The organism is Herbaspirillum sp. GW103 (genome assembly GCF_000261365.1).
Taxonomy (GTDB): Bacteria; Pseudomonadota; Gammaproteobacteria; order Burkholderiales; family Burkholderiaceae_D; genus Herbaspirillum.
Genome location: NZ_AJVC01000003.1, coordinates 550,245 through 570,633, shown reverse-complemented (window position 1 = coordinate 570,633; position 20,389 = coordinate 550,245). Strand labels below are relative to the sequence as shown.

General features: G+C 63.8%; 17 protein-coding genes. 9 read left to right on the top strand and 8 right to left on the bottom strand.

Going from position 1 to position 20,389, the window contains the following annotated elements; genetic code table 11:
* The first annotated feature begins 83 nt into the window (after positions 1 to 83).
* The 9 genes from GWL_RS06070 to GWL_RS06030 all read left to right on the top strand — a co-directional run bounded on the left by GWL_RS06070 (position 84) and on the right by GWL_RS06030 (position 11,030).
* On the top strand, positions 84 to 1,397 hold the full coding sequence (locus GWL_RS06070) for an MFS transporter (protein WP_008327747.1): 1,314 nt from the start codon (positions 84 to 86) through the stop codon (positions 1,395 to 1,397).
* Between the two features lie 65 nt (positions 1,398 to 1,462).
* On the top strand, positions 1,463 to 2,140 hold the full coding sequence (locus GWL_RS06065; RefSeq protein ID WP_008327745.1) for a DUF2848 domain-containing protein: 678 nt from the start codon (positions 1,463 to 1,465) through the stop codon (positions 2,138 to 2,140).
* A gap of 84 nt (positions 2,141 to 2,224) precedes the next feature.
* The gene (locus GWL_RS06060; protein WP_008327743.1) at positions 2,225 to 3,577 is read left to right on the top strand and encodes an amidase; all 1,353 of its coding nucleotides are present in this window, start codon (positions 2,225 to 2,227) and stop codon (positions 3,575 to 3,577) included.
* 257 nt (positions 3,578 to 3,834) lie between these two features.
* The gene (locus tag GWL_RS06055) at positions 3,835 to 5,823 is read left to right on the top strand and encodes a DNA topoisomerase IV subunit B (protein ID WP_008327740.1); all 1,989 of its coding nucleotides are present in this window, start codon (positions 3,835 to 3,837) and stop codon (positions 5,821 to 5,823) included.
* A gap of 1 nt (position 5,824) precedes the next feature.
* Positions 5,825 to 6,727 carry a lytic transglycosylase domain-containing protein gene (locus tag GWL_RS06050; protein ID WP_008327737.1) on the top strand — a complete coding sequence of 301 codons (903 nt, stop codon included), beginning with the start codon at positions 5,825 to 5,827 and terminating at the stop codon, positions 6,725 to 6,727.
* A gap of 33 nt (positions 6,728 to 6,760) precedes the next feature.
* Positions 6,761 to 9,076 (top strand): DNA topoisomerase IV subunit A, encoded by a 2,316-nt coding sequence (parC, locus tag GWL_RS06045; protein ID WP_008327735.1) that lies wholly within the window; start codon positions 6,761 to 6,763, stop codon positions 9,074 to 9,076.
* A 207-nt stretch (positions 9,077 to 9,283) separates the two neighbouring features.
* Entirely contained in the window at positions 9,284 to 9,835 is a 552-nt protein-coding gene (locus GWL_RS06040) for a PAAR domain-containing protein (RefSeq protein WP_034350171.1), read from the top strand.
* Entirely contained in the window at positions 9,832 to 10,452 is a 621-nt protein-coding gene (locus tag GWL_RS06035; protein ID WP_034350169.1) for a T6SS effector amidase Tae4 family protein, read from the top strand. Before GWL_RS06040 ends, GWL_RS06035 begins: the two co-directional genes overlap by 4 nt.
* A 56-nt stretch (positions 10,453 to 10,508) precedes the next feature.
* Positions 10,509 to 11,030 carry a hypothetical protein gene (locus GWL_RS06030; protein WP_157174201.1) on the top strand — a complete coding sequence of 174 codons (522 nt, stop codon included), beginning with the start codon at positions 10,509 to 10,511 and terminating at the stop codon, positions 11,028 to 11,030.
* Positions 11,031 to 11,244: 214 nt separating this feature from the next.
* On the opposite strand, the gene GWL_RS23300 is transcribed toward GWL_RS06030, so the two are convergent.
* From GWL_RS23300 to GWL_RS05995, 8 genes are all read right to left on the bottom strand, one after another.
* The gene (locus GWL_RS23300) at positions 11,245 to 11,409 is read right to left on the bottom strand and encodes a hypothetical protein (protein WP_008327733.1); all 165 of its coding nucleotides are present in this window, start codon (positions 11,407 to 11,409) and stop codon (positions 11,245 to 11,247) included.
* 79 nt (positions 11,410 to 11,488) lie between these two features.
* Positions 11,489 to 12,625 carry an ABC transporter permease gene (locus GWL_RS06025; RefSeq protein ID WP_008327731.1) on the bottom strand — a complete coding sequence of 379 codons (1,137 nt, stop codon included), beginning with the start codon at positions 12,623 to 12,625 and terminating at the stop codon, positions 11,489 to 11,491.
* Position 12,626: 1 nt separating this feature from the next.
* Positions 12,627 to 15,386 (bottom strand): ribosome-associated ATPase/putative transporter RbbA, encoded by a 2,760-nt coding sequence (gene rbbA, locus GWL_RS06020; RefSeq protein WP_008327730.1) that lies wholly within the window; start codon positions 15,384 to 15,386, stop codon positions 12,627 to 12,629.
* Entirely contained in the window at positions 15,383 to 16,459 is a 1,077-nt protein-coding gene (locus GWL_RS06015; protein ID WP_008327729.1) for an HlyD family secretion protein, read from the bottom strand. Before GWL_RS06015 ends, rbbA begins: the two co-directional genes overlap by 4 nt.
* Positions 16,456 to 17,898 carry an efflux transporter outer membrane subunit gene (locus tag GWL_RS06010; RefSeq protein WP_008327728.1) on the bottom strand — a complete coding sequence of 481 codons (1,443 nt, stop codon included), beginning with the start codon at positions 17,896 to 17,898 and terminating at the stop codon, positions 16,456 to 16,458. The genes GWL_RS06015 and GWL_RS06010 overlap by 4 nt, the downstream gene beginning before the upstream one ends.
* A gap of 245 nt (positions 17,899 to 18,143) precedes the next feature.
* A complete protein-coding gene (locus GWL_RS06005) occupies positions 18,144 to 18,512 on the bottom strand; it encodes an Hpt domain-containing protein (protein WP_008327727.1) in 369 nt (122 codons plus the stop codon).
* Positions 18,513 to 18,767: 255 nt separating this feature from the next.
* Entirely contained in the window at positions 18,768 to 19,223 is a 456-nt protein-coding gene (locus GWL_RS06000; RefSeq protein ID WP_008327726.1) for an Hsp20 family protein, read from the bottom strand.
* Positions 19,224 to 19,538: 315 nt separating this feature from the next.
* Positions 19,539 to 20,384 carry a LysR family transcriptional regulator gene (locus GWL_RS05995; protein ID WP_008327724.1) on the bottom strand — a complete coding sequence of 282 codons (846 nt, stop codon included), beginning with the start codon at positions 20,382 to 20,384 and terminating at the stop codon, positions 19,539 to 19,541.
* Positions 20,385 to 20,389: the final 5 nt, after the last annotated feature.

The window sequence follows — 20,389 nt, the reverse complement described above, 5'->3', positions numbered from 1 at the left end:
CACCGACACCCTACCCGTCCATCCATGCAGAACACAACACGGCGCCGCACAGCGGACGCCGGCCACACTTGAGGAGGTTTTCCATGTCGTATTCCCCATCCGCTGCGGCCACCGCAGCGCCCTCTGCCAGCGCTGCAGCCAGCCTGGAAGCCACCTACGGCAAGATCGCCTGGCGCCTGATTCCCTTCCTGGTTTTCCTGTTCGTGCTGGCCTGGATCGATCGCGTCAACGTCGGCTTCGCCAAGCTGCAGATGCTGCAGGACCTGCAGTTCTCGGAAGCGGTGTACGGGCTGGGCGCGGGCATCTTCTTCATCGGCTATTTCCTCTTCGAGGTGCCCAGCAATCTGCTGCTGGAAAAGATCGGCGCGCGCAAGACGCTGGCGCGCATCACCATCCTCTGGGGCCTGGCCTCGATGGCCATGGCCTACGTCACCACGCCGACAAGCTTCTACGTCCTGCGCTTTTTGCTCGGCATCTTCGAGGCCGGCTTCTTCCCGGGCGTGGTGCTGTATCTCACTTACTGGTTCCCGGCACAGCGCCGCGCCCGCGTCAATGGTCTGTTCATGACCTCGTTCGCCATCGCCGGTGCGGTCGGCGGCCCCATTGCCGGCTTCATCATGAGCAGCATGGAAGGCGTGGGCCATCTGGCCAACTGGCAGTGGCTCTTCATCATCGAAGGCATTCCTTCCATCCTGGCCGGTTTTGCCGTGCTGGCCTGGCTGCCGGAAAAGCCGGCCAATGCCAAATGGCTGACCGAAGCCGAGAAGAGCGCCGTCACCCAGGTGCTGGCCGCCGAGAACAGCGCACCGGGCAAGCATTTCTCCTTCAAGGATGCCTGTAGCAATTACCGTGTCTGGATCTGCGCGGCCGTGTATTTCTGCGTGGTCAGCGGCAATGCCACCATCGCCTTCTGGGCCCCCTCGATCATCAAGGAAATCGGCATCAAGGGTAACCTGCACATCGGTCTGATCTCCGCCATCCCCTTCGTGGCCGGCACACTGGCGATGATCTGGAACGGCTTCCACTCCGACAAGACCGGCGAGCGCCGCCTGCACAGCGCCATCGCCACGCTCATCGCCTGCCTCGGCCTGATCGCCACCGGCATGACACTGGGCAACGCCACCCTGGCCCTGTGCTCGCTGACCCTGGCAGCCATCGGCATCCTGGCGGCCTTCCCGGTGTTCTGGTCGATCCCCGGCGCCTTCCTGGCCGGCACCGCAGCGGCCGGCGGCATCGCCCTCATCAACTCCATCGGCAACCTGGCCGGCTTCGTGGCCCCCTACATGATCGGCGCATTGAAGACCAGCACCGGATCGCTGTCCTCGGGCCTGTACTTCGTGGCGGCATTGGAGTTCCTCGCCAGTTTCCTGGTGGTGGTGTGCGTCAAGAAGCACTGATTTCCCCTGGCTGGCCGCCTCCCCCGGCCAGCCTCTCCTGATTCACCCTGTTGGAATGAAACCTCATGAAGCTGACTTTTACCCTCCCCGACCAATCCACCCTCGAGACCGACATCGACACCCTGGTCATCGCCGGCTGGGCCGGCCGCGACATGGCGGCCATCGAGCATCACATCGAAGAACTGGAAGCGCTGGGCATTTCACGTCCCAGTGCGGTGCCCCTGTTCTACCGCGTCTCGGCCAACCAGCTCTCGCAGGCGGCCCGGGTGCAGGTGCTGGGCGAAGCGTCCTCAGGCGAAGTGGAGACCTTCGTCTTCAACAGCGGCGGCGAGCTCTATGTCTCGATCGCCTCCGACCACACCGACCGCAAGCTGGAAGCGCACAGCGTGGCCTTCTCCAAGCAGGCCTGCGTCAAGCCCGTGGGCAGCAGCGCGTGGAAGCTCTCGGAGGTGGCCGACTACTGGGATGAACTGGTGATCCGCTCCTGGATCGAGGAAGACGGCACCACCCGGCTCTATCAGGAAGGCACACTGGCCTCGCTGCGCACGCCGGCCGACCTGATCGCGCGCTTCACCGACGGCAGGGCCACCCTGCCCGAGGGTTGCGGCATGACCTGCGGCACCGTGGGTGCCATCGGCGGCATCCGTCCTGCGGCGGCCTTCACGATGGAATTGTTCGACCCGCGCCGCGAGCGTGCGCTGCGGCACCACTACGTGTCCGAGTCGCTGGCCGAAGTGGCCTGATCCGCTTGGTGGGATGCGCTTGGCAATGCGATACTTGCGCATCCTTCTGCCTGTCTTCGTCCGACCTCACCGAATTGCCTCATCATGCCCAGCACACTGTCCCAACTGGCCGCCGACCTCGATGCCGGCCGCATCACTTCCCTGCAACTGACCGAACAAGCCCTGGCCCGCATCGCCGATCCGGCGGGCGAAGGCGCCCGTGTCTTCACCAGCGTCTACGCCGAACAGGCGCGCGCTGCCGCCCGCGCCTCCGATACCCTGCGCGCGGCCAAGCTGTGCCGCTCGCCGCTGGAAGGTGTACCGGTCTCGGTCAAGGATCTGTTTGACGTCGCCGGCGAGACCACGCTGGCCGGTTCGGTCGTCTTGCGCGGCAAGCCCGCTGCCGCCGCGCATGCGGTCGTGGTGCAGAATCTGCTCAAGGCCGGTGCCATCGTCATCGGCAAGACCAACATGACCGAGTTCGCCTACTCCGGCCTGGGCATCAACCCGCATTACGGCACCCCGCAAAATGCCTGGGAGCGCAACGTGGAAGGTGGCCGCATTCCCGGCGGCTCCTCTTCCGGTGCGGCCATCTCGGTCACCGATGGCATGGCCTTCGCCGCCGTCGGTTCGGATACTGGCGGCTCGGTGCGCATCCCCTCGGCGCTGAACGGCCTGACCGGTTTCAAACCCACGGCAGCGCGGGTGTCCATGCAGGGTGTACTGCCACTGTCCGCTTACCTGGACTCGATTGGCCCGCTGGCTGTATCGGTAGAATGCTGTGCCATCATGGATGCTGTACTGGCCGGTGAAGCGTATGTGTCTGTGGTGGCTCACCCGCTGCGCGGCCTGCGTCTGCTGGCCCCGACCAACATCGTGCTGGACGGCATGGATGAGACCGTCGGCAAGGCCTACCGCGCGGCCCTGGACAAGCTCGCCGCTGCGGGTGCCGTCATCGTCCAAGCCGAAGTCCCCGCCTTCAATGCCCTGGCCGCCATCAATGCCAAGGGCGGCTTCACGGCAGCCGAAGCCTATGCCTGGCACCGCGCGCTGATCGCCGAGAACGCGGCCGGCTACGACCAGCGCGTGGTCTCGCGCATCCTGCGCGGCAAGGACATGAGTGCGGCCGACCTGCTGGACGTGCTGCATGCCCGCCCGCGCTGGATCGCCGAGGTGCAGGCGCAACTGGCCGGCTACGATGCGCTGGTCATGCCGACCGTGCCCATCGTGGCGCCACGCATTGCCGAACTGCAAGCCAGCGACGATGCCTACTATGCCGCCAACGGCAAGATGCTGCGCAATCCCACGCTGATCAACTTCCTCGATGGCTGTGCGGTCTCCCTGCCCTGCCATGCCGCAGGCAGCGCCCCGGTTGGTTTGTCACTGGCTGCCGCCGGTGGCGCGGACAAGCGCCTGCTCTCGATGGCCCTGGCGGTGGAAGGACTGCTGGCTGCCTGAGCCCCGCATGGGCCCCTCTGATTGCCCCTCTGACAAGGCTTGCGTGCGCGCAAGCCTTTTTTGTGCGCGTTTTTAACAGGATTTACGGGCTGTTACCGACAAGTATTGCCCCGTAGGGAACATTCCGCCGCGCCGGACGCCGCATCCCCGGAATTTTCATTAGAATGCGCTTTTGCAGCGCACGATGGCCCTCTGCCGGGCCGGCGCTGAATGAACAGACAACAACCCTCCGGCATCAGCCACGACCACTCATCTGCATGGCAACCAAAAAAACCACCCCATCCGATTACAGTGAATCATCGATCCGCGTCCTCAAGGGACTGGAGCCGGTCAAGCAGCGTCCGGGCATGTACACCCGCACCGAGAACCCGCTGCACATCCTCCAGGAAGTGATCGACAACGCCTCCGACGAAGCGCTGGGCGGCTACGGCAAGAGCATCATCGTCACCATCAATGCCGACGGCAGCGTCAGCGTGGAAGACGATGGACGCGGCATCCCGGTCGGCCTGCACCCGGAAGAAAAGGTCCCGACCGTCGAGATCGTCTTCACCCGCCTGCACGCGGGCGGCAAGTTCGACAAGGGCTCGGGCGGCGCCTATGCCTTCTCCGGCGGCCTGCACGGCGTGGGCGTGTCGGTCACCAATGCCCTGGCCACGCGCCTGGAAATCACGGTCTGGCGCGAAGGTGGCGTGCATACCCTGGCCTTCTCGGGCGGCGACGTCATCGAGAAACTACAGTCGCGCCCCGCCACCCGCGACGACAAGAAATCCGGCACGCGCGTGACCGTCTGGCCCGACGCCAAATATTTCGACTCGGCCACCATTCCGCTGGGCGAGCTGCAACGCCTGCTGCGCTCCAAGGCGGTGCTGCTGCCGGGCGTGAAGGTCACGCTCATCAACGCCAAAACCGGCGACACCCAGAACTGGCAGTACGACCAGGGCCTGCGCGGCTATCTGATGGAGCAGTTGGCCCAGACCGGCAGCGGTGAAACCCTGATCCCGCTGTTCGAAGGCGAACAGTTTGCCGGCAAGGATGCCGAAGGCTTCGCCGAGGGCGAAGGCGCCTCCTGGGTGGTGGCCTGGACCGAGGAAGGCGCGGTGGTGCGCGAATCCTACGTCAACCTGATCCCCACCTCCAACGGCGGCACCCACGAATCGGGCCTGCGCGAGGGCCTGTTCTCGGCGGTCAAGAGCTTTGCGGAAATGCACTCGCTGCTGCCCAAGGGCGTGAAACTGCTGGCCGAGGACGTCTTTGCGCGCGTCTCCTTCGTGCTCTCGGCCAAGGTGCTGGACCCGCAATTCCAGGGCCAGATCAAGGAGCGCCTGAACTCCAGAGATGCCGTGCGACTGGTCGCCGGTTACTCGCGTCCGGCGCTGGAACTGTGGCTGAACCAGCACGTGGAATACGGCAAGAAGCTGGCCGAACTGGTCATCAAGCAAGCCCAGAGCCGCCTGCGCTCGGCGCAAAAGGTCGAAAAGAAGAAATCTTCAGGTGTGGCCGTGCTGCCGGGCAAGCTGACCGATTGCGAATCCTCGGATGTGACGCGTAATGAAATTTTCCTGGTCGAAGGCGACTCTGCCGGTGGCTCCGCCAAGATGGGCCGCGACAAGGAATTCCAGGCCATCCTGCCCTTGCGCGGCAAGGTCTTGAACGCCTGGGAAACCGAGCGCGACCGCCTCTTCGCCAACAACGAAATCCACGATATCGCGGTGGCCATCGGCGTCGATCCGCATGGCATCAACGATACGCCTGATCTCTCCGGCCTGCGCTACGGCAAGATCTGCATCCTGTCCGACGCCGACGTGGACGGCTCGCACATCCAGGTACTGCTCTTGACGCTGTTCTTCCGTCACTTCCCCAAGCTGATCGAGAACGGCAACATCTGCGTGGCGCGCCCGCCGCTCTATCGCGTGGATGCGCCCGCACGTGGCAAGAAGCCGGTGCAGAAGCTGTATGCGCTGGACGATGGCGAACTCGAAGCCATCGAAGACAAGCTGCGCAAGGATGGCCTCAAGGAAGGGGCGTGGAGCATTTCCCGCTTCAAGGGCCTGGGCGAGATGAATGCCGAGCAGTTGTGGGAAACCACCATGAACCCCGACACCCGGCGCCTGTTGCCGATCAGCTTCGGCGAGCCTGGCGTGCAGACTTCCGAAGAGCGCTTCAACATGCTCATGGGCAAGGGTGAAGCGGCCTCCCGCCGCGCCTGGATCGAAGAGCACGGCAACGAAGCCGAAGCGGACATCTGACATGCCCCGCGCCGCGTTCCTGTCCACCAGCGTGTTCGCCACCACCCTCCTGGGCGGGGCGACACTGCTGTGCACTGGACCGGTACAGTCGCAACAACTGGTCCGGTACACTGATGCCGATGGTGTATCGCACATGCGGGTGGAAGCGGCGGACAGTGGCAAGGATGGCAGTAGCAAGGACAGCGGCAGCAAGAAGCCCAGGACCATTGTGTACCGGTACACCGATGCCGATGGCGCAGTCCACTTCTACGCGCAGAACCTGGACGACCCGGACAAGCTCATGGCCAGCAGCGCCGCGCTGCTCAATCATCCGGGCAGCAAGGAAGCGGTGACCCCGGCCGATCCGCCCTTCGTGCGCACCATGCTGGCCCATCGCGATGCCCGCAAGTACGACAGCCTCTTGAGCGAGGCGGCCAGCGAATTCGGACTGGATGCGGCGCTGCTCAAGGCCGTGATGACGGCCGAATCCGGCTTCAATGCCACGGCCGTCTCCAGCAAGGGCGCGGTGGGCCTGATGCAGATCCTGCCTGACACGGCCGAACGCTATGGCCTGCAAGGCGACCGCCGCAAGACCCTGCACCAGAAGCTGACCGATCCGAAGATCAACATCCGCCTGGCCGCGCGCTACCTGCGCGACCTGATGGCGATGTTCCCGCAGCACGTGGAACTGGCCATTGCCTCCTACAACGCGGGCGAAGGCACGGTACAGAAATACGGCAACAAGATTCCGCCCTATCCCGAGACCCAGGGCTATGTGCGGCTGGTGTCGCGCTTCTATGAGCTGTATCGCCCGGCCGGTGCGCTGCGCCTGGCTTCCGGTGAGCGCGCCGCCGCTGCCGGCAACGGCGGCAATGCGCGCCTGAAGGTGACGCTGCCCCCGCGCGAGTCGGCCATCAACGATTAACCCAGTCAATACGAACACAACAAGACAAGCTCCATGACCGATCAACCGACCCTGTTTGACCAAGCTCCGGCGGCGCCCGATGGCGAATCGCTGACGCTCTCCACCTTCGCCGAACGCGCCTATCTCGATTACGCGATCTCGGTGGTCAAGGGCCGCGCCCTGCCCGACGTGGCCGATGGCCAGAAGCCGGTGCAGCGCCGCATCCTCTACGCGATGAATGAACTGGCGCTCAACGCCGCAGCCAAGCCGCGCAAGTCCGCCGCCGTGGTCGGCGACGTGCTGGGCAAGCTGCACCCGCACGGCGACCAGTCGGTGTATGACGCGCTGGTGCGCATGGCGCAGGACTTTTCGCTGCGCTATCCCCTAATCGATGGCCACGGCAACTTCGGTTCGCGCGATGGCGACGGTGCAGCGGCGATGCGTTACACCGAAGCGCGCCTGACGCCCATCAGCAAGTTGCTGCTCGATGAAATCGACATGGGCACGGTGGAGTTCCAGCCCAACTACGATGGCTCCACGCAAGAGCCGCGCCTGCTGCCGGCGCGCCTGCCCTTCCTGCTCTTGAACGGCGCCTCCGGCATTGCCGTGGGCATGGCCACCGAGATTCCTTCGCACAATCTCACCGAAGTGGCCAGGGCGGCCGTGGCGATGATCCGCAATCCCAAGATCACGCATGCCGAGCTGATGGAACTGATCCCCGGCCCGGACTTCCCCGGTGGCGGCCAGATCATCACGCCGCAATCGACCATCGCCGAGATGTACCAGAGCGGCCGTGGCAGCCTGAAGGTGCGCGCCCGCTGGAAGATCGAAGACCTGGCGCGCGGCCAGTGGCAGGCGGTCATTACCGAACTGCCGCCGGGCGTGTCCTCACAGCGCGTGCTGGAAGAAATCGAAGAACTGACCAACCCCAAGCTCAAACTCGGCAAGAAGTCGCTCACGCCCGAACAGCAAAACCAGAAGGCCACCATCCTCGGCCTGCTCGACGCCGTGCGTGACGAGTCCGGCCGCGAAGCGCCGGTGCGCCTGGTGTTTGAGCCCAAGTCCAAGAACCAGGACCAGACCGAGTTCATGAACACGCTCCTGGCACAGACCTCACTGGAGACCAGCGCCTCGCTGAACCTGGTGATGATTGGCGGCGATGGTCGTCCACGCCAGAAGAGCCTGAGCGACATCCTGACCGAGTGGATCAGTTTCCGCTTCGAGACGGTGACCCGCCGCACGCAGTTCCGCATGCAGAAGGTCAACGACCGCATCCACATCCTCGAAGGCCGGGAAGCGGTGCTGTTGAACATCGACAAGGTCATCCGGATCATCCGCGAATCGGACGAACCGAAGCCGGCCCTGATGGATGCCTTCAAGCTCTCCGACCGTCAGGCCGAAGACATCCTGGAAATCCGCCTGCGCCAGCTGGCGCGACTGGAAGCCATCAAGATCCAGCAGGAACTGGCCGAGCTGCGCAGCGAGAAGACCACCCTGCAGGATCTGCTGGACAATCCTTCCTCGATGAAGCGTCTGGTCATCAAGGAAATCGAAGGCGACGCCAAGACCTATGGCGATGCCCGCCGCACCATCATCAAGGAAGCCGAGCGCGCCACCTTCGAGCAGAAGGTGATTGATGAACCGGTGACGGTGATCATTTCGCAGAAGGGCTGGGTGCGTGCGCGCACCGGCCATGGCCACGATGCGACGCAGTTCACCTTCAAGGCCGGCGACAGCCTGTATGGCGCCTTCGAGTGCCGCACCGTGGACAACCTGCTGGCCTTTGGCTCCAATGGCCGGGTCTACACGATTGCAGTCAATGCGCTGCCCAATGCGCGTGGTGATGGTGTGCCTGTGACGACCCTCATCGAGCTGGCCAGCGGCAGCAGCATCCAGCATTACTTTGCTGGTCCGGCTGATACCACACTGTTGCTGGCGTCTGACGCGGCGGCTGGTTTCATCGCCAAGGCGGCCGACATGTTTGGCCGGGTCAAGGGTGGCAAGAGCTTCTTCACGCTGGACGAAGGCGCCCTGCCGCTGGCACCCAGCGTGGTGGCCGCTGACGCCAGCGCCGTGGCCTGCGTCTCGGCCAATGGCCGCCTGCTGGTGTTTGGCCTGGACGAGATGAAGACGCTGTCTTCCGGTGGCCGTGGCGTGAACCTGATGGAGCTGGAAAAGAACGAGAAGCTGGTCGCCGCCCAGGCCATCAGCCAGAAGGGTGTGGTGGTCCATGGTACCGGCAACATGAGCAAGCCCAAGGAGATTGCCTTGAGCGGCGAGAAACTGCTGGCGCACGTGGGCAAGCGTGCACGCAAGGGCCGCGTGCTGGAATCGCGGATCAAGGCGACGGGGTTGCGTTCGCAGGGTTGATGCCCGGTTTCTTTTTGCGATGAAGTCGCCCCCTGTGCAGTTTGGCAGGGGGCGATTTTTTTGATGGCTTGCATAACTGATTGCTTCGCGGGCAAGGGGCGTTCGAAGCATTTCGAATGCGGGTTGGAGTTTTGGGTGTTGGCGTGGAAGCGCCAACACCCGCTGGGGAGAATGCGCGCTCATTGTTGAAAGCGAGGAGCGTGCAAGATGAAAATCATCGGATGGATTCGTGAAGGCGACCGGGCCGCTTGCGGCGCAACGGTTATCGAGGGCGACCCGACCTGTCGCAGTCATGGACGCGCTTATGCGTTCGTCGGTGCGCGAATGGCTTGCCCCAAGAATTGCGTCATTGCGCAAGGGTTCGTGCGCTCGACGCTGACCAATGGACGTGCGCAGGTTATTCATGGCATGAAAACCAGTGGCGGCTGCCCCTGCCTGTCCACGCTAAACGACATTGATGGTGTAGGGAATAGCGGTGACGAACCGATTGCAGAACACTACTTCGTCAATGCCGACGGCCAATGGACCAGCATTCCAGCCCCTTCTACTATAGCAACGCTTTACGACGAACAGATCCATCTCACAACTCCACAGATTGAAGGAGTCCCGTACTACGCCGAAACTGCAGATGGACGCAGATTTTCCGGCCGCATTGAAGTTGATGGACTGCTACCTCGGATCGCTACTTATGACGAAGATGAATACGCAGTTTATTGGGGGGATGAAGCCCTCGCCAAGATGCAAAAGGTCGCATCATGACGACCAAAAAGCTGATGCAGCAGGCCAGGGTGCGCACAAACACGATCAAGGACTCGGTGTGCCGGATTGAGGTCCCTTCCGTAAGCTTCTCCGATCTGTGGAACGCCTACCCCGGAGGCAATCCCTGCGATGGAAAAAACAAGAACGGAGAGCCAGCCTTTAGCGATCAGTGTGCTATTCGGGTTGGCGTCGCGTTAAAGAACGCCGGAGTGACCTTCAAATCCTACCCAAGTAAAGGAAAGTGCTGGTTCAAAGGGCATACTGATCACGTCTTGAGGGCCAAGGAGCTTGCCGAATGGCTCAAGCTTCAACCCTTTGTAGGCTGCACAAAGCCCATCGACATAAAAGGCACTGGTTGGCAAGGCCGAATCAAGGGCAAAACGGGGATCGTCTATTTCGCAGATTACTGGCGCCGAACAAATAGCAATGGTGCTGCAGAACGTCAACCCACTGGCGATCATATTGATCTCTGGAATGGCAGCAGGTTGACGACAGGTAGCGGTAGCTTGCGAGCAAGACTTACGACATTCAGCAGATTTACGCTAGGTTTCGATAACGGCCTCATCTATTCGGATCTCGGCCAGGCGACCCAGATTCTCTTTTGGGAGATCAAATGAAAGGCTGCTTTGCACTGCCATTGCTAAGCATATGGGGCCTTGCGTGCGGCAGCGTCGTGGGAACTCTCAGCGCCGCGTTCGTCGCCAATTGTGGAGAAAGCTGTCCCGATGATCCTCTTCTGTGGGCGCTGGGATGCTTTCTCGCTTTTCCCGCTATCGCCCACATTATCCGCAGCAAGACGCGGCACACGTTAGCCAATACAGCGTTGATCGCCATGGGCCTTGCAGCAATCGTTCTGTTGCCGGCCCTCTCGATCTACGGCTACAAGCTTCACAACGGATATTGGAAACTGTACGCGAAGCAGGTGCATCCAGATATCGAATACAGCCTCATGGTAATTTCTGAAGTGCCGCTCCCCTCTCTTGGCATCGCTGAGGCTGAACGGTGCGTCATCAGTAACGACCTGCGTTGCGGCGAGAACCCGGAAGTGATTCCAGCCCTTTGCCAAAGCGGATTCGTGTCACTACCACGAAAGCATTGGCCCTCTTTCAAGCGACTGCCGAAAGAAGATCTGCAAGGTCTCGTACCTGACGATGATGGCCAAAAATATTTTTTAAATGATTTATGCCGACAATAACAGGCATCAGTGACTCAAACATGAATAACATCACGGCTGCGGTTTCTCATCATGAGCCTGAAATCACCGAACTGCGCGCCGACCCCGCGTTGGCAGCCGAATACCTGAAAACGGCCGCAGAATTGCTCGACAAGCCAGATGACCGCCCTGCCGCATTGCCGGCATTGCGCGCAGTGTGCGAAGCGTATGGTGGCACCGGCGTCCGAAGCCGCCCTCACCCAATCGCCACCGACACCCGATACACCAACACCCCCAGCAATCCAAACGCCCCCGCCAGCATGCAGTACGGCCCCCACGCGCGGGCGCGCATGCCATAGCCGATCAGGAGCAGCGCAATGCTGATGACGGGTATCCAGGTGGATGGGCTGTTGAAATCCATGATGCTTGCTCCTTGTCGATGACGTCGCTAATCAACCATCTCCGTACACGGGCGCTGCCGCTGCACGCCCGCTTCTCCATCACGCCATCTGGCTGATGGTCTTCCTGAACCGGCCCAGTGCAGCTACAAACAGGACCAGGCCAATTGCCAGGATAGCCAGTAGCTGCGGCCAGATCACTTCCAGGCCAGCGCCCCGGTACAGTATGGCTTTCCCCGCCGCTACAAAATGCGTGGTCGGGGCGGCCAGCATGATGTCCTGTACCGGTACAGGCATGCTCTCGCGCGGCGTGGAGCCACCCGACAGCAATTGCAGCGGCAGCAGCACCAGTACAGTCAACATCCCGAACTGCGGCATCGAGCGTGCCAGCGTGGCCATGAAGATGCCCATCGAGGTGGTGGCAAACAGATGCAGCACCGTCACCAGCATGAACAGCGCCAGCGAACCCTCAATCGGTACCTGCAACGCCATGCGTACGATCAGCAGCAGCGAAGCCAGCGCCGCCAGGGCCACGACCGAGCCCATCGCCCACACCTTGGCCAGCATGATCTCGGCCGGACTGACCGGCATGACCAGCAGGTGTTCGATGGTGCCGTGCTCGCGCTCGCGGATGAGCGCAGCACCGGTCAGGATGATGGAGAGCATGGTGACGTTGTTGATGATCTCCATGAGCGAACCAAACCAGGATTGCTCCAGGTTGGGATTGAAGCGCATGCGCAAGGCCAGCCCCACCGGCGTCGCGCCGGTGGTCTCGCTACGCCGCACGAATTGCGTCACCTCGCTGGTCACCATCTGCTGGATGTAGCTGTTGCCGGTGAAGGCCTGGCTCATGCGCGTGGCATCCACGTTCAACTGCACCGCCGGGGCGCGCCCGGCCAGCACATCGCGCTGGAAGTCAGCCGGGATGTCCAATACGAAGGTGTAGTCGCCCGCATCCAGCCCGGCATCGGCCTGGCGCGCCGTCACCAGCCGTGCCACCTTGAAATGCGGCGGATAAAACAATGACGCAATGCGCGCCGACAGCGGCGAACCATCATTGTCGACGATGGCGATGGCCGCGTTGTGCAGACTCTCCGGCATGGCCGTGGCGGCCACATAGATCGAGAGCGTGAAGGTATAGGCGATCAACACCAGCATGGCCGGATCGCGCAGCAGGCTCCACAGCTCCTTGATGCCTAGGCGAAAAATATTGGACAGGCTGGCCGGCGCGCGTCGCATCTCATTGCTCCTGCTTCTTCAACAGCAGCACCGACAAACCCAGGATCACGGGCGCGGCCACCACCAGCGGCCAGAACGAATCGCCCAGGTCCCCCACCGCGAGCGCCTTGCTGAACACGCCTCGGCTGATGGTAAGGAAATGCGTGGCCGGATAGACCTGCCCGATCAGGGCGCCCATGCCTTCGAGCGAGGAAACCGGATTCAACAGGCCGGCAAACTGCACGCAGGGAATGATGGTGCCGATCATGGTCACGAACACGGCCGCAATCTGGCTGCGGGTGAAGGTCGAGGCCAACAGCCCAAAACCGGTGGAGCAGATCACGAAGACCAGCGCCGCCAGCGTCAGCGTGAAGAGACTGCCCTTGACCGGCACCCCGAACACGGTCACCGCCAGCAACGTCAGCATGGCGAAATTGAGCATGCCCAGGAGCAGATAGGGCAACTGCTTGCCGAGCAGGAATTCGATGCGCGTGACCGGCGTGACGTAGAGATTGAGGATAGAGCCCAGCTCCTTCTCGCGCACCACCGACAGCGCCGTCAGCATGGCCGGGATCATCATCAGCAGCAGCGGGATGATGGCCGGCACCATGGCCGGCAGGCTCTTCACATCCGGGTTGTAGCGATAGCGCGTCTCGATGGCGGCGGCCTGCGCCAGTGGCTGGCCCAGGCGGTGTGTGGCCATGTCGGCCAGCCACAGTTGATGGATGCCCTGCACGTAGCCGCGCACGGTCTCGGCACGGGTGGGCATGGCGCCGTCAACCCAGGCCCCGATTTCCACCGGCTTGCCACGGGCAATGTCGCGGGCAAAGCCTGAGGGGATCTCGATGGCCAGCGAAATCTCGCCGCTGCGCATGCGGCGGTCCAGGTCCGGGTAATCGCTGATGGGCGGCCGTTCGATGAAATAGCGCGACCCCGAGAGATTGAGCGCATAGTTCTGGCTCAGGCCGGTCTGGTCGCGGTCGAGCACGGCGTAGCTGAGGTTTTCCACATCGAGGTTGATGCCATAGCCGATGATGAACATCAGGATCACCGACCCCAGCAAGGCCAGCGTGGCACGCACCGGGTCACGCCGCAGTTCCAGGCTCTCGCGCTGGCTGTAGCTCAGCGCCCGGCCCAGGCGGGTTCGCAGGCTTGCGCGACGCAAGGCGGGCTGCATGGAGGGGCGGTTTGAGGCCGATGTGAACTTTGCTTCAGGTGCCGACGTCGCCGCGCCCTTCCCCGCCGCCTCTTCCAGATAGGCGATGAAGGCTTGTTCCAGATTGGCAGCACCGCGCTGGCGGATCAGTTCGTCGGGGGTGGCGCTGACCAGCACGCGGCCGGCGTGCATGAGCGAGATGCGATCGCAGCGCTGGGCCTCGTTCATGAAATGGGTGGAAATGAAAATGGTCACCTGGTCGCGGCGTGCCAGATCGATCATCAGCTGCCAGAACAGGTCGCGCGCAATCGGGTCCACGCCCGAGGTGGGCTCATCCAGGATCAGCAGTTCCGGCTTGTGCACCATCGCCACGGCCAGCGACAGGCGCTGGCGAATACCCAGGGGCAGGCTCTCGGGCAGGCTGTCCATCACCTCCAGCAGGCCGAAGCGCTGCGCCATCTCCTCGGTACGCGCATCGATCTGCTCGGGCGGTACGCGGTACAGGCGCGCATGCAGGATCAGGTTCTGGCGCACGCTCAGTTCGCCATACAGCGAAAAGGCCTGCGACATGTAGCCCACGCGCGCACGCGTGGCCATGTCGCGCGGATCGACGGCCTGGCCGAACAGCCAGGCCTGGCCTTCGCTGGCGGGCAAGAGGCCGGTCAGCATCTTCATGGTGGTGGACTTGCCGCAACCGTTGGAGCCCAGAAATCCGAAGATCTCGCCGCGCCGGATGCGAAAGTCCACATGATCCACCGCCATGAAGTCGCCAAAGCGCATGGTCAGGCCGCGCGCTTGGATGGCGATGTCGGCCTCGCGCGCCGGGTCCGGCGGTGTCACCTGCACCGGCTGATGGCCGCGCCGCTGGTCGGGCGGCAGCAAGGCGATGAAGGCCTCTTCCAGCGCGGCGGTGCCGGTGCGGGCGTGCAGTTCAGCGGGGGTGCCGGTGGCCAGCACCTGGCCGGCGTTCATGGCGACCAGGAAATCGAAGCGGTCAGCCTCCTCCATGTAGGCGGTGGCGACGATGACGCTCATGCCTGGACGTTGCTGGCGGATATGTCCGATCAGGGACCAGAACTGCGCGCGCGAAAGCGGATCGACGCCGGTAGTGGGCTCGTCCAAGATCAGCAGATCGGGATCATGGATCAGCGCGCAGCACAGTCCCAGCTTCTGCTTCATGCCGCCGGAGAGCTTGCCCGCCGGCCGTGCCAGGAAAGGCGCCAGGCCGGTGCCGGTAGTGAGCGTATCGATGCGGCTGCGGCGCTCCTGTGCGGACTGGCCGAACAGGCGTCCGAAGAATTGCAGGTTTTCTTCGACGGAAAGCGTGGGATAGAGATTCTTGCCCAGCCCTTGCGGCATGTAGGCGATGCGCGGGCAGACCTGCTCACGATGGGCGGCGCGGCGCATGTCGCCGCCCAGCACCTCCACGCTGCCCTGTTGCAAGGCGCGCGCACCGGCCACCAGTGACAGGAGGCTGGATTTGCCCACGCCATCGGGCCCGATCAGGCCGACCATGCAGCCAGCCGGAATCTCCAGCGATACCGCCTGCAAGGCCGACTTGCTGCCATAGTGCAGCGACACGCCCGACAGGCGCGCCACCGGGCCCTGGCCGTGCGACTCCTTCATCGCGGGACCTGCACCGCCAGCGTGGCCGGCCAGTCGCGCGCCTCATCGGTGCGCACCCAGGCCACGCCTGGCAAACCGGTCTTGACCAGCGTCAGGTGCTGGCGCAGCAGCGCCGGATCGATCTGCGCCTTGACGCGAAACATCAGCTTCTGCCGCTCGCTGGCCGTTTCCACCGTCTTGGGGGTGAACTGGGCAGTGCTGGCGACAAAGGAAATCCGGGCCGGGATCACATACTGCGGCGCTGCATCGAGCACGATGCGGGCCTCGCCGCCCAGCGCCAGCCGGCCGGCCACCGCCTCTGGCACGAAGAAGGTCATGTAGACGTCGCTCAGGTCCACCAGGTTGAGCAGCTTGCCGCCACTGCCCAGCACTTCGCCGGGCTGGGCGATGCGATATTGCACACGGCCGGCGCGCGGCGCGGTGAGCGTGCTGTCATCGATGTCGACCTTGATGCGCTGAACCGTGGCCACGGCCGCAGTCACCGTGGCGCGCGCACCGCTGACCTGGGTGCGGGCGGCGGCCACGGCAGCCCGGGCGGCGGTCACCTGAGCACGGGCGGCGGTCACGGCGGCCTGCATGCCCACCACGCGGGCGCGGTCATCGTCCACTTCCTGCAAGGACGATGCGCCCTCCTTGACCAGCACCTCGGAGCGTGCCAGCCGACGCCGGGCTGCATCGAGCTCGCTCTCGCGCTGGGCGAGCTGGGCCAGTGCGGCCTGGTGGTCGCTCTCGCGCACGGCCACCTGGGCTTCGGCACTGGCCACGGCCTCAACCGATTGCTGCTGACGCGCCTGGGCTTCGTCGCGCTGGGCTTGCAGCGACAGCACCTGCATGCGCGCCAGCGGCTGGCCGGCACTGACGAAATCGCCCTCATTGACGAGCATGGCATCGACCCGTCCAGCCAGCTTGGTGGCCACGTCCACCTCGGTGGCTTCGATACGGCCATTGCCGCTGGCAAAGCCCTCGCCCGGGCCGCTCTGATGCAGGCGCAGCCAGGCATAGGCGGCACCGCCTGCAAGGATGACGGCCAGGGCAGCGGCCAGCAGGGGTTTCTTGGCGTGAGGGAGCGTCATGGTCGAGGTCCGGAAGAAAGGGGGAAAGCCGTGGGCGCATTGCTGTCGCCGCCCAGCGCCGCATACAGCGCCACGGCCGAGGACAGCAGGGCGCGCCGGATCTGCACCCGTTGCTGGCGCGCGCTCAGCAGCTCACGCTGGGCGTCCAGCACGTCGAGGAAAGGTGCGGCGCCGTTGTCATAGCGCAGCGTGGACAGGCGCGCGCGCTCGGCCTGGACCTGCTCGGCCGTCTCGGCGATGGCCAGCTGGCGGGCCAGCCACTGGCGCGCGGCCAGGGCATCGGCGACGTCCCGGAAGGCGGCTTGTACGGTCTTCTCGTAATTGGCCACGGCCAGATCGCGGCGTACTTCGGTCAGGTCCAGGTTGTTGCGCAAGCGGCCTGCCGTGAAGATCGGCACCGAGATGCCGGGCGAGAAGCTCCAGGCATGGCTGCCATCGCGGAACAGCCCGCTCAGTTCGGCACTGGCCGTGCCGAGCGTGCCGGTCAGCGAGATGCTGGGGAAGAAGGCGGCACGTGCGGCGCCGATGTTGGCGTTGGCGGCCTGCAGGCGATGCTCGGCGGCGGCCACATCCGGGCGTCGCGTGAGCAATAGCGACGGCGTGCCCGGAGCCATCTCGGGGAAAACCGTCTCCAGCGCAGTGCGCGCCTGGCCGACTGGCAGATCCACCGGAGCACCGACCAGCAGCGTCAAGGCATTCAGGCGCTGCGCGCGCTGCTGTTCCAGCTGTGCGCCCAACGCCTGGGCCTGGGTCAGCAGGGTTTCGATCTGGGTCAGGTTCAGGCGCGAGGTGGCACCAACCTCGACCCGGCGCGCAAAGATGCGATAGCTCTCCTGGCGGCTGGCGATGGTGTCGCGGGCGATGGCCAGGCGCTCGTCGATCTCGGCCAGTTCCAGCCAGGCGTCGGCCACCTGCGCCACCAGGCTCAGGGCGGCGGCGCGGCGCGTGGCTTCGCTGGCCAGGGCGTTTTGCAGGGCAGCGTCATCGAGGCTGCGCAGGCGACCCCACAGGTCCAGCTCCCAGGTGCTCAAGCCCAGCCCGGCCTGATAGGCGCTGCCGACCAGCGGACGGCCGGTCAGGTTCAGATCAGCCGGGGTGCGCGAGCGATCCAGTCCCGCTTGCGCGCCGATGGCCGGAAACAGGTCGGCGCGCTGGATGCCGTAGAGCGCCCTCGCCTCTTCTACCCGCAATGCCGCCACGCGCAGGTCGCGGTTGTTGACCAGGGCCTGCGCAATGAGCGCTTGCAGTTGCCGGTCGCGGAAGAAATCCTCCCAGCGCAGCGCCACCGTCAGTGCGTCCGTGGCGTCTTCATGCCGGGGATAGTGCGCGGCCACGGGAGCTGCGGGACGCTGGTAGTGCGGTGCCATCGACTGACAGGCGGCCAGCAGGAGCGGCAAGACGGCCAGCAAGGGACGGATTCGCAGGGAGGGCTCGCACATCGTGATTCTCGACATCGGCAGGAAATGTGGCGACAAGATGCTGCATCCGAAGCTTTGTTTAAAGCTTCGTCTTTCGTGTCCACATTATGAAGAGACCTGCTGAAAAGCCGATTGATGTACGTCAGGTTACTGACTGATGAGTCGGTAATTCATGAAGGAATTGACGGAGCACTCCCGGCCCTGCGCGCCTTGCGGGGGGATGCCCGACCGGTGCGGGAGGAGGCGTGTGCAATGCGGCCTTGGCCTTACTGGGCCACGCCGATCTGGTCGACGTAGTGACGCACTTCGGCGGCGACGGCAGCGAACAGGCTCTGCAATTCGGGCAGGCGCGGCTGGGCGCTTTGCGGCGGTTCGGCGCGGGACTGGCTTTCCACGCTCTTGAGCAGGTCGGTCAGAACGCCCGCGCCGACCAGGGCGGTCATGCTCTTGAGGCTGTGCGCCTCGCGTTTGACCTGGGGCGCATCATCGGCGCGGATGGCCTGTTCGAGCCGGGCAAAAGTGGCGGGGGCGCTCTGGGCGAAGGTACCGAACATGTGGCGGCAGGCGGCGACATCCCCCCCCATGGCATCGAGCAGAGGTTCGGGATTGATGTGCTGGTATCGGTGGTCGTTCACGCGTTTCTCCCTGTGGCCGACGCAATATACGCAAGATATTGCTCCTGTGCCAATCTCTTTTGAGCAGTTGGTCCGGCCTTGGAGCACGTGCCGGGTCGTGAGCGGTGAAGTTGAAGTGCAAGCTGTAACGTAACCAAGCCGCCAGGTGGCGTCAATCACAAGCGTCGTGAAGCATGCAAAAAACCGCCCGGTGAGACGGGCGGTGCAGACCGGGGCGATCCTGCGCGAGGATCGCCGTTGGGCGGGGGGCTGCGATCAGGCGGCGCGTTCCAGGCGCTGGACGTTGCCGTCTTCGGCGGCGCCGATCTCGATCTTGCGCGGCTTGAGCGCTTCGGGAATTTCACGGACCAGCTCGATATTGAGCAGGCCGTTTTCCAGGTTGGCGCCGACCACCTTGATGTGATTGGCCAGCTGGAAGCGCTGTTCGAAGTCACGGGCAGCGATGCCGCGGTGCAGGAAGTTGACCTGCTTGTCTTCCTTCTGCTTGCGGCCGGTAATTTTGAGGGTTTCGTTTTCGGTCTCGATATCGATTTCGCTGCGGGCGAAACCGGCCACGGCCATGGTGATCCGGTATTTGTCCTCGGCCACCAGTTCGATGTTGTAGGGCGGATAGCTGGGCTGATCAGTGCGCTGGGCGTTGTCGAACATCTGGGCCAGGCGATCGAAGCCGATAGCGGTACGGTACAGGGGGGAGAGATCAAAAGTACGCATAAAAATATCCTTTCAGTTAAGCGATGTTTTCGTCGCAGACCTCAACATCGAGCATCTGCTGGTACCGATCTAGGGATGGGGATTTTGGTTTTCAAGGGATTTTTTTCGAAAAAATGTGAGGATCACGTTGGCGATAGCGCGCGGGGTCTCGCCACGAAATTCTTCGAGGAAAGTCCAGCGATTCTGTGAGGACGGCATGTCCTGAGCGTCCCCCCACCCTCTGCCAAGCCGTCAGCATGGGCGCTATGCGATGCGGTCGGTCACGTAACGATCGGCGTGGTTGCGCAAGCGACGGCAAAAAACGCGCCCAGTCGCTCAACCCGCCTTCAACGCCGCTACCAGCGTACGCAACGCCGCTTGCGTACGCGCCTGCTTGACCCGGGAATGCAGGCGCACCTGCGCCAGCGGCAATGACGGCAGTCCCAGCCGCTGGCCAACCTCCACCGATCCAGGCGGTGCGCAGCGATGCAGCAGGGCCGACACCGCCAATCCTGCACTGACCGCCGCCCCCACGGCCAGGATGCCGCCGCCGACGAACACTTCCACCCACGCGATACCGGCGGCGTCGAGCCTGCGCAAGGACAATTCGCGAATCCGGCAGGCCGAGGAAAAGGTCGCCACGCGCAGGGCTGCGCCCGACCAGCATTGCGCATCGGGATGGGCAAACCAGCCGATGCGTTCTTCCATCACCAATTTGCCGCCCCGATCCTGCGGTTCACGGCGCACGATGACGGCATCGAGCTCGCCGCGTTCATAGGCCGGCATCAGCTCATGCGAGGAGCCCACGCGCACCTCCACCACCACGCCGGGATCAACCGCATGCAGCTGCGCCAGCGCACGCGGCAGGGTGGCACCGGCCACGTGGTCGCTGATGCCTACCGAAAAGCGTACCGGCCCCTGGTCCAGTTGCTCCAGCGCACGTTCATGTGCGGCCAGCAGGTTGCGCGCAGCCGGCAGGAACTGCTGGCCTTCGGTCGACAGCCGCACCTGACGCGGCGTGCGCTCCAGCAGGCGACGGCCCAGACGATGCTCCAGCTTCTTGAGTTTGAAACTGATGGCCGATTGCGTACTGTCCAGCGCTTCGGCCGCGCGCGTGAAGCTTTGCAGGTCGGCGGCCAGGACGAAGGCTTGAACGGTGTCCAGATCCAGCGGTTTTTCCATGACGT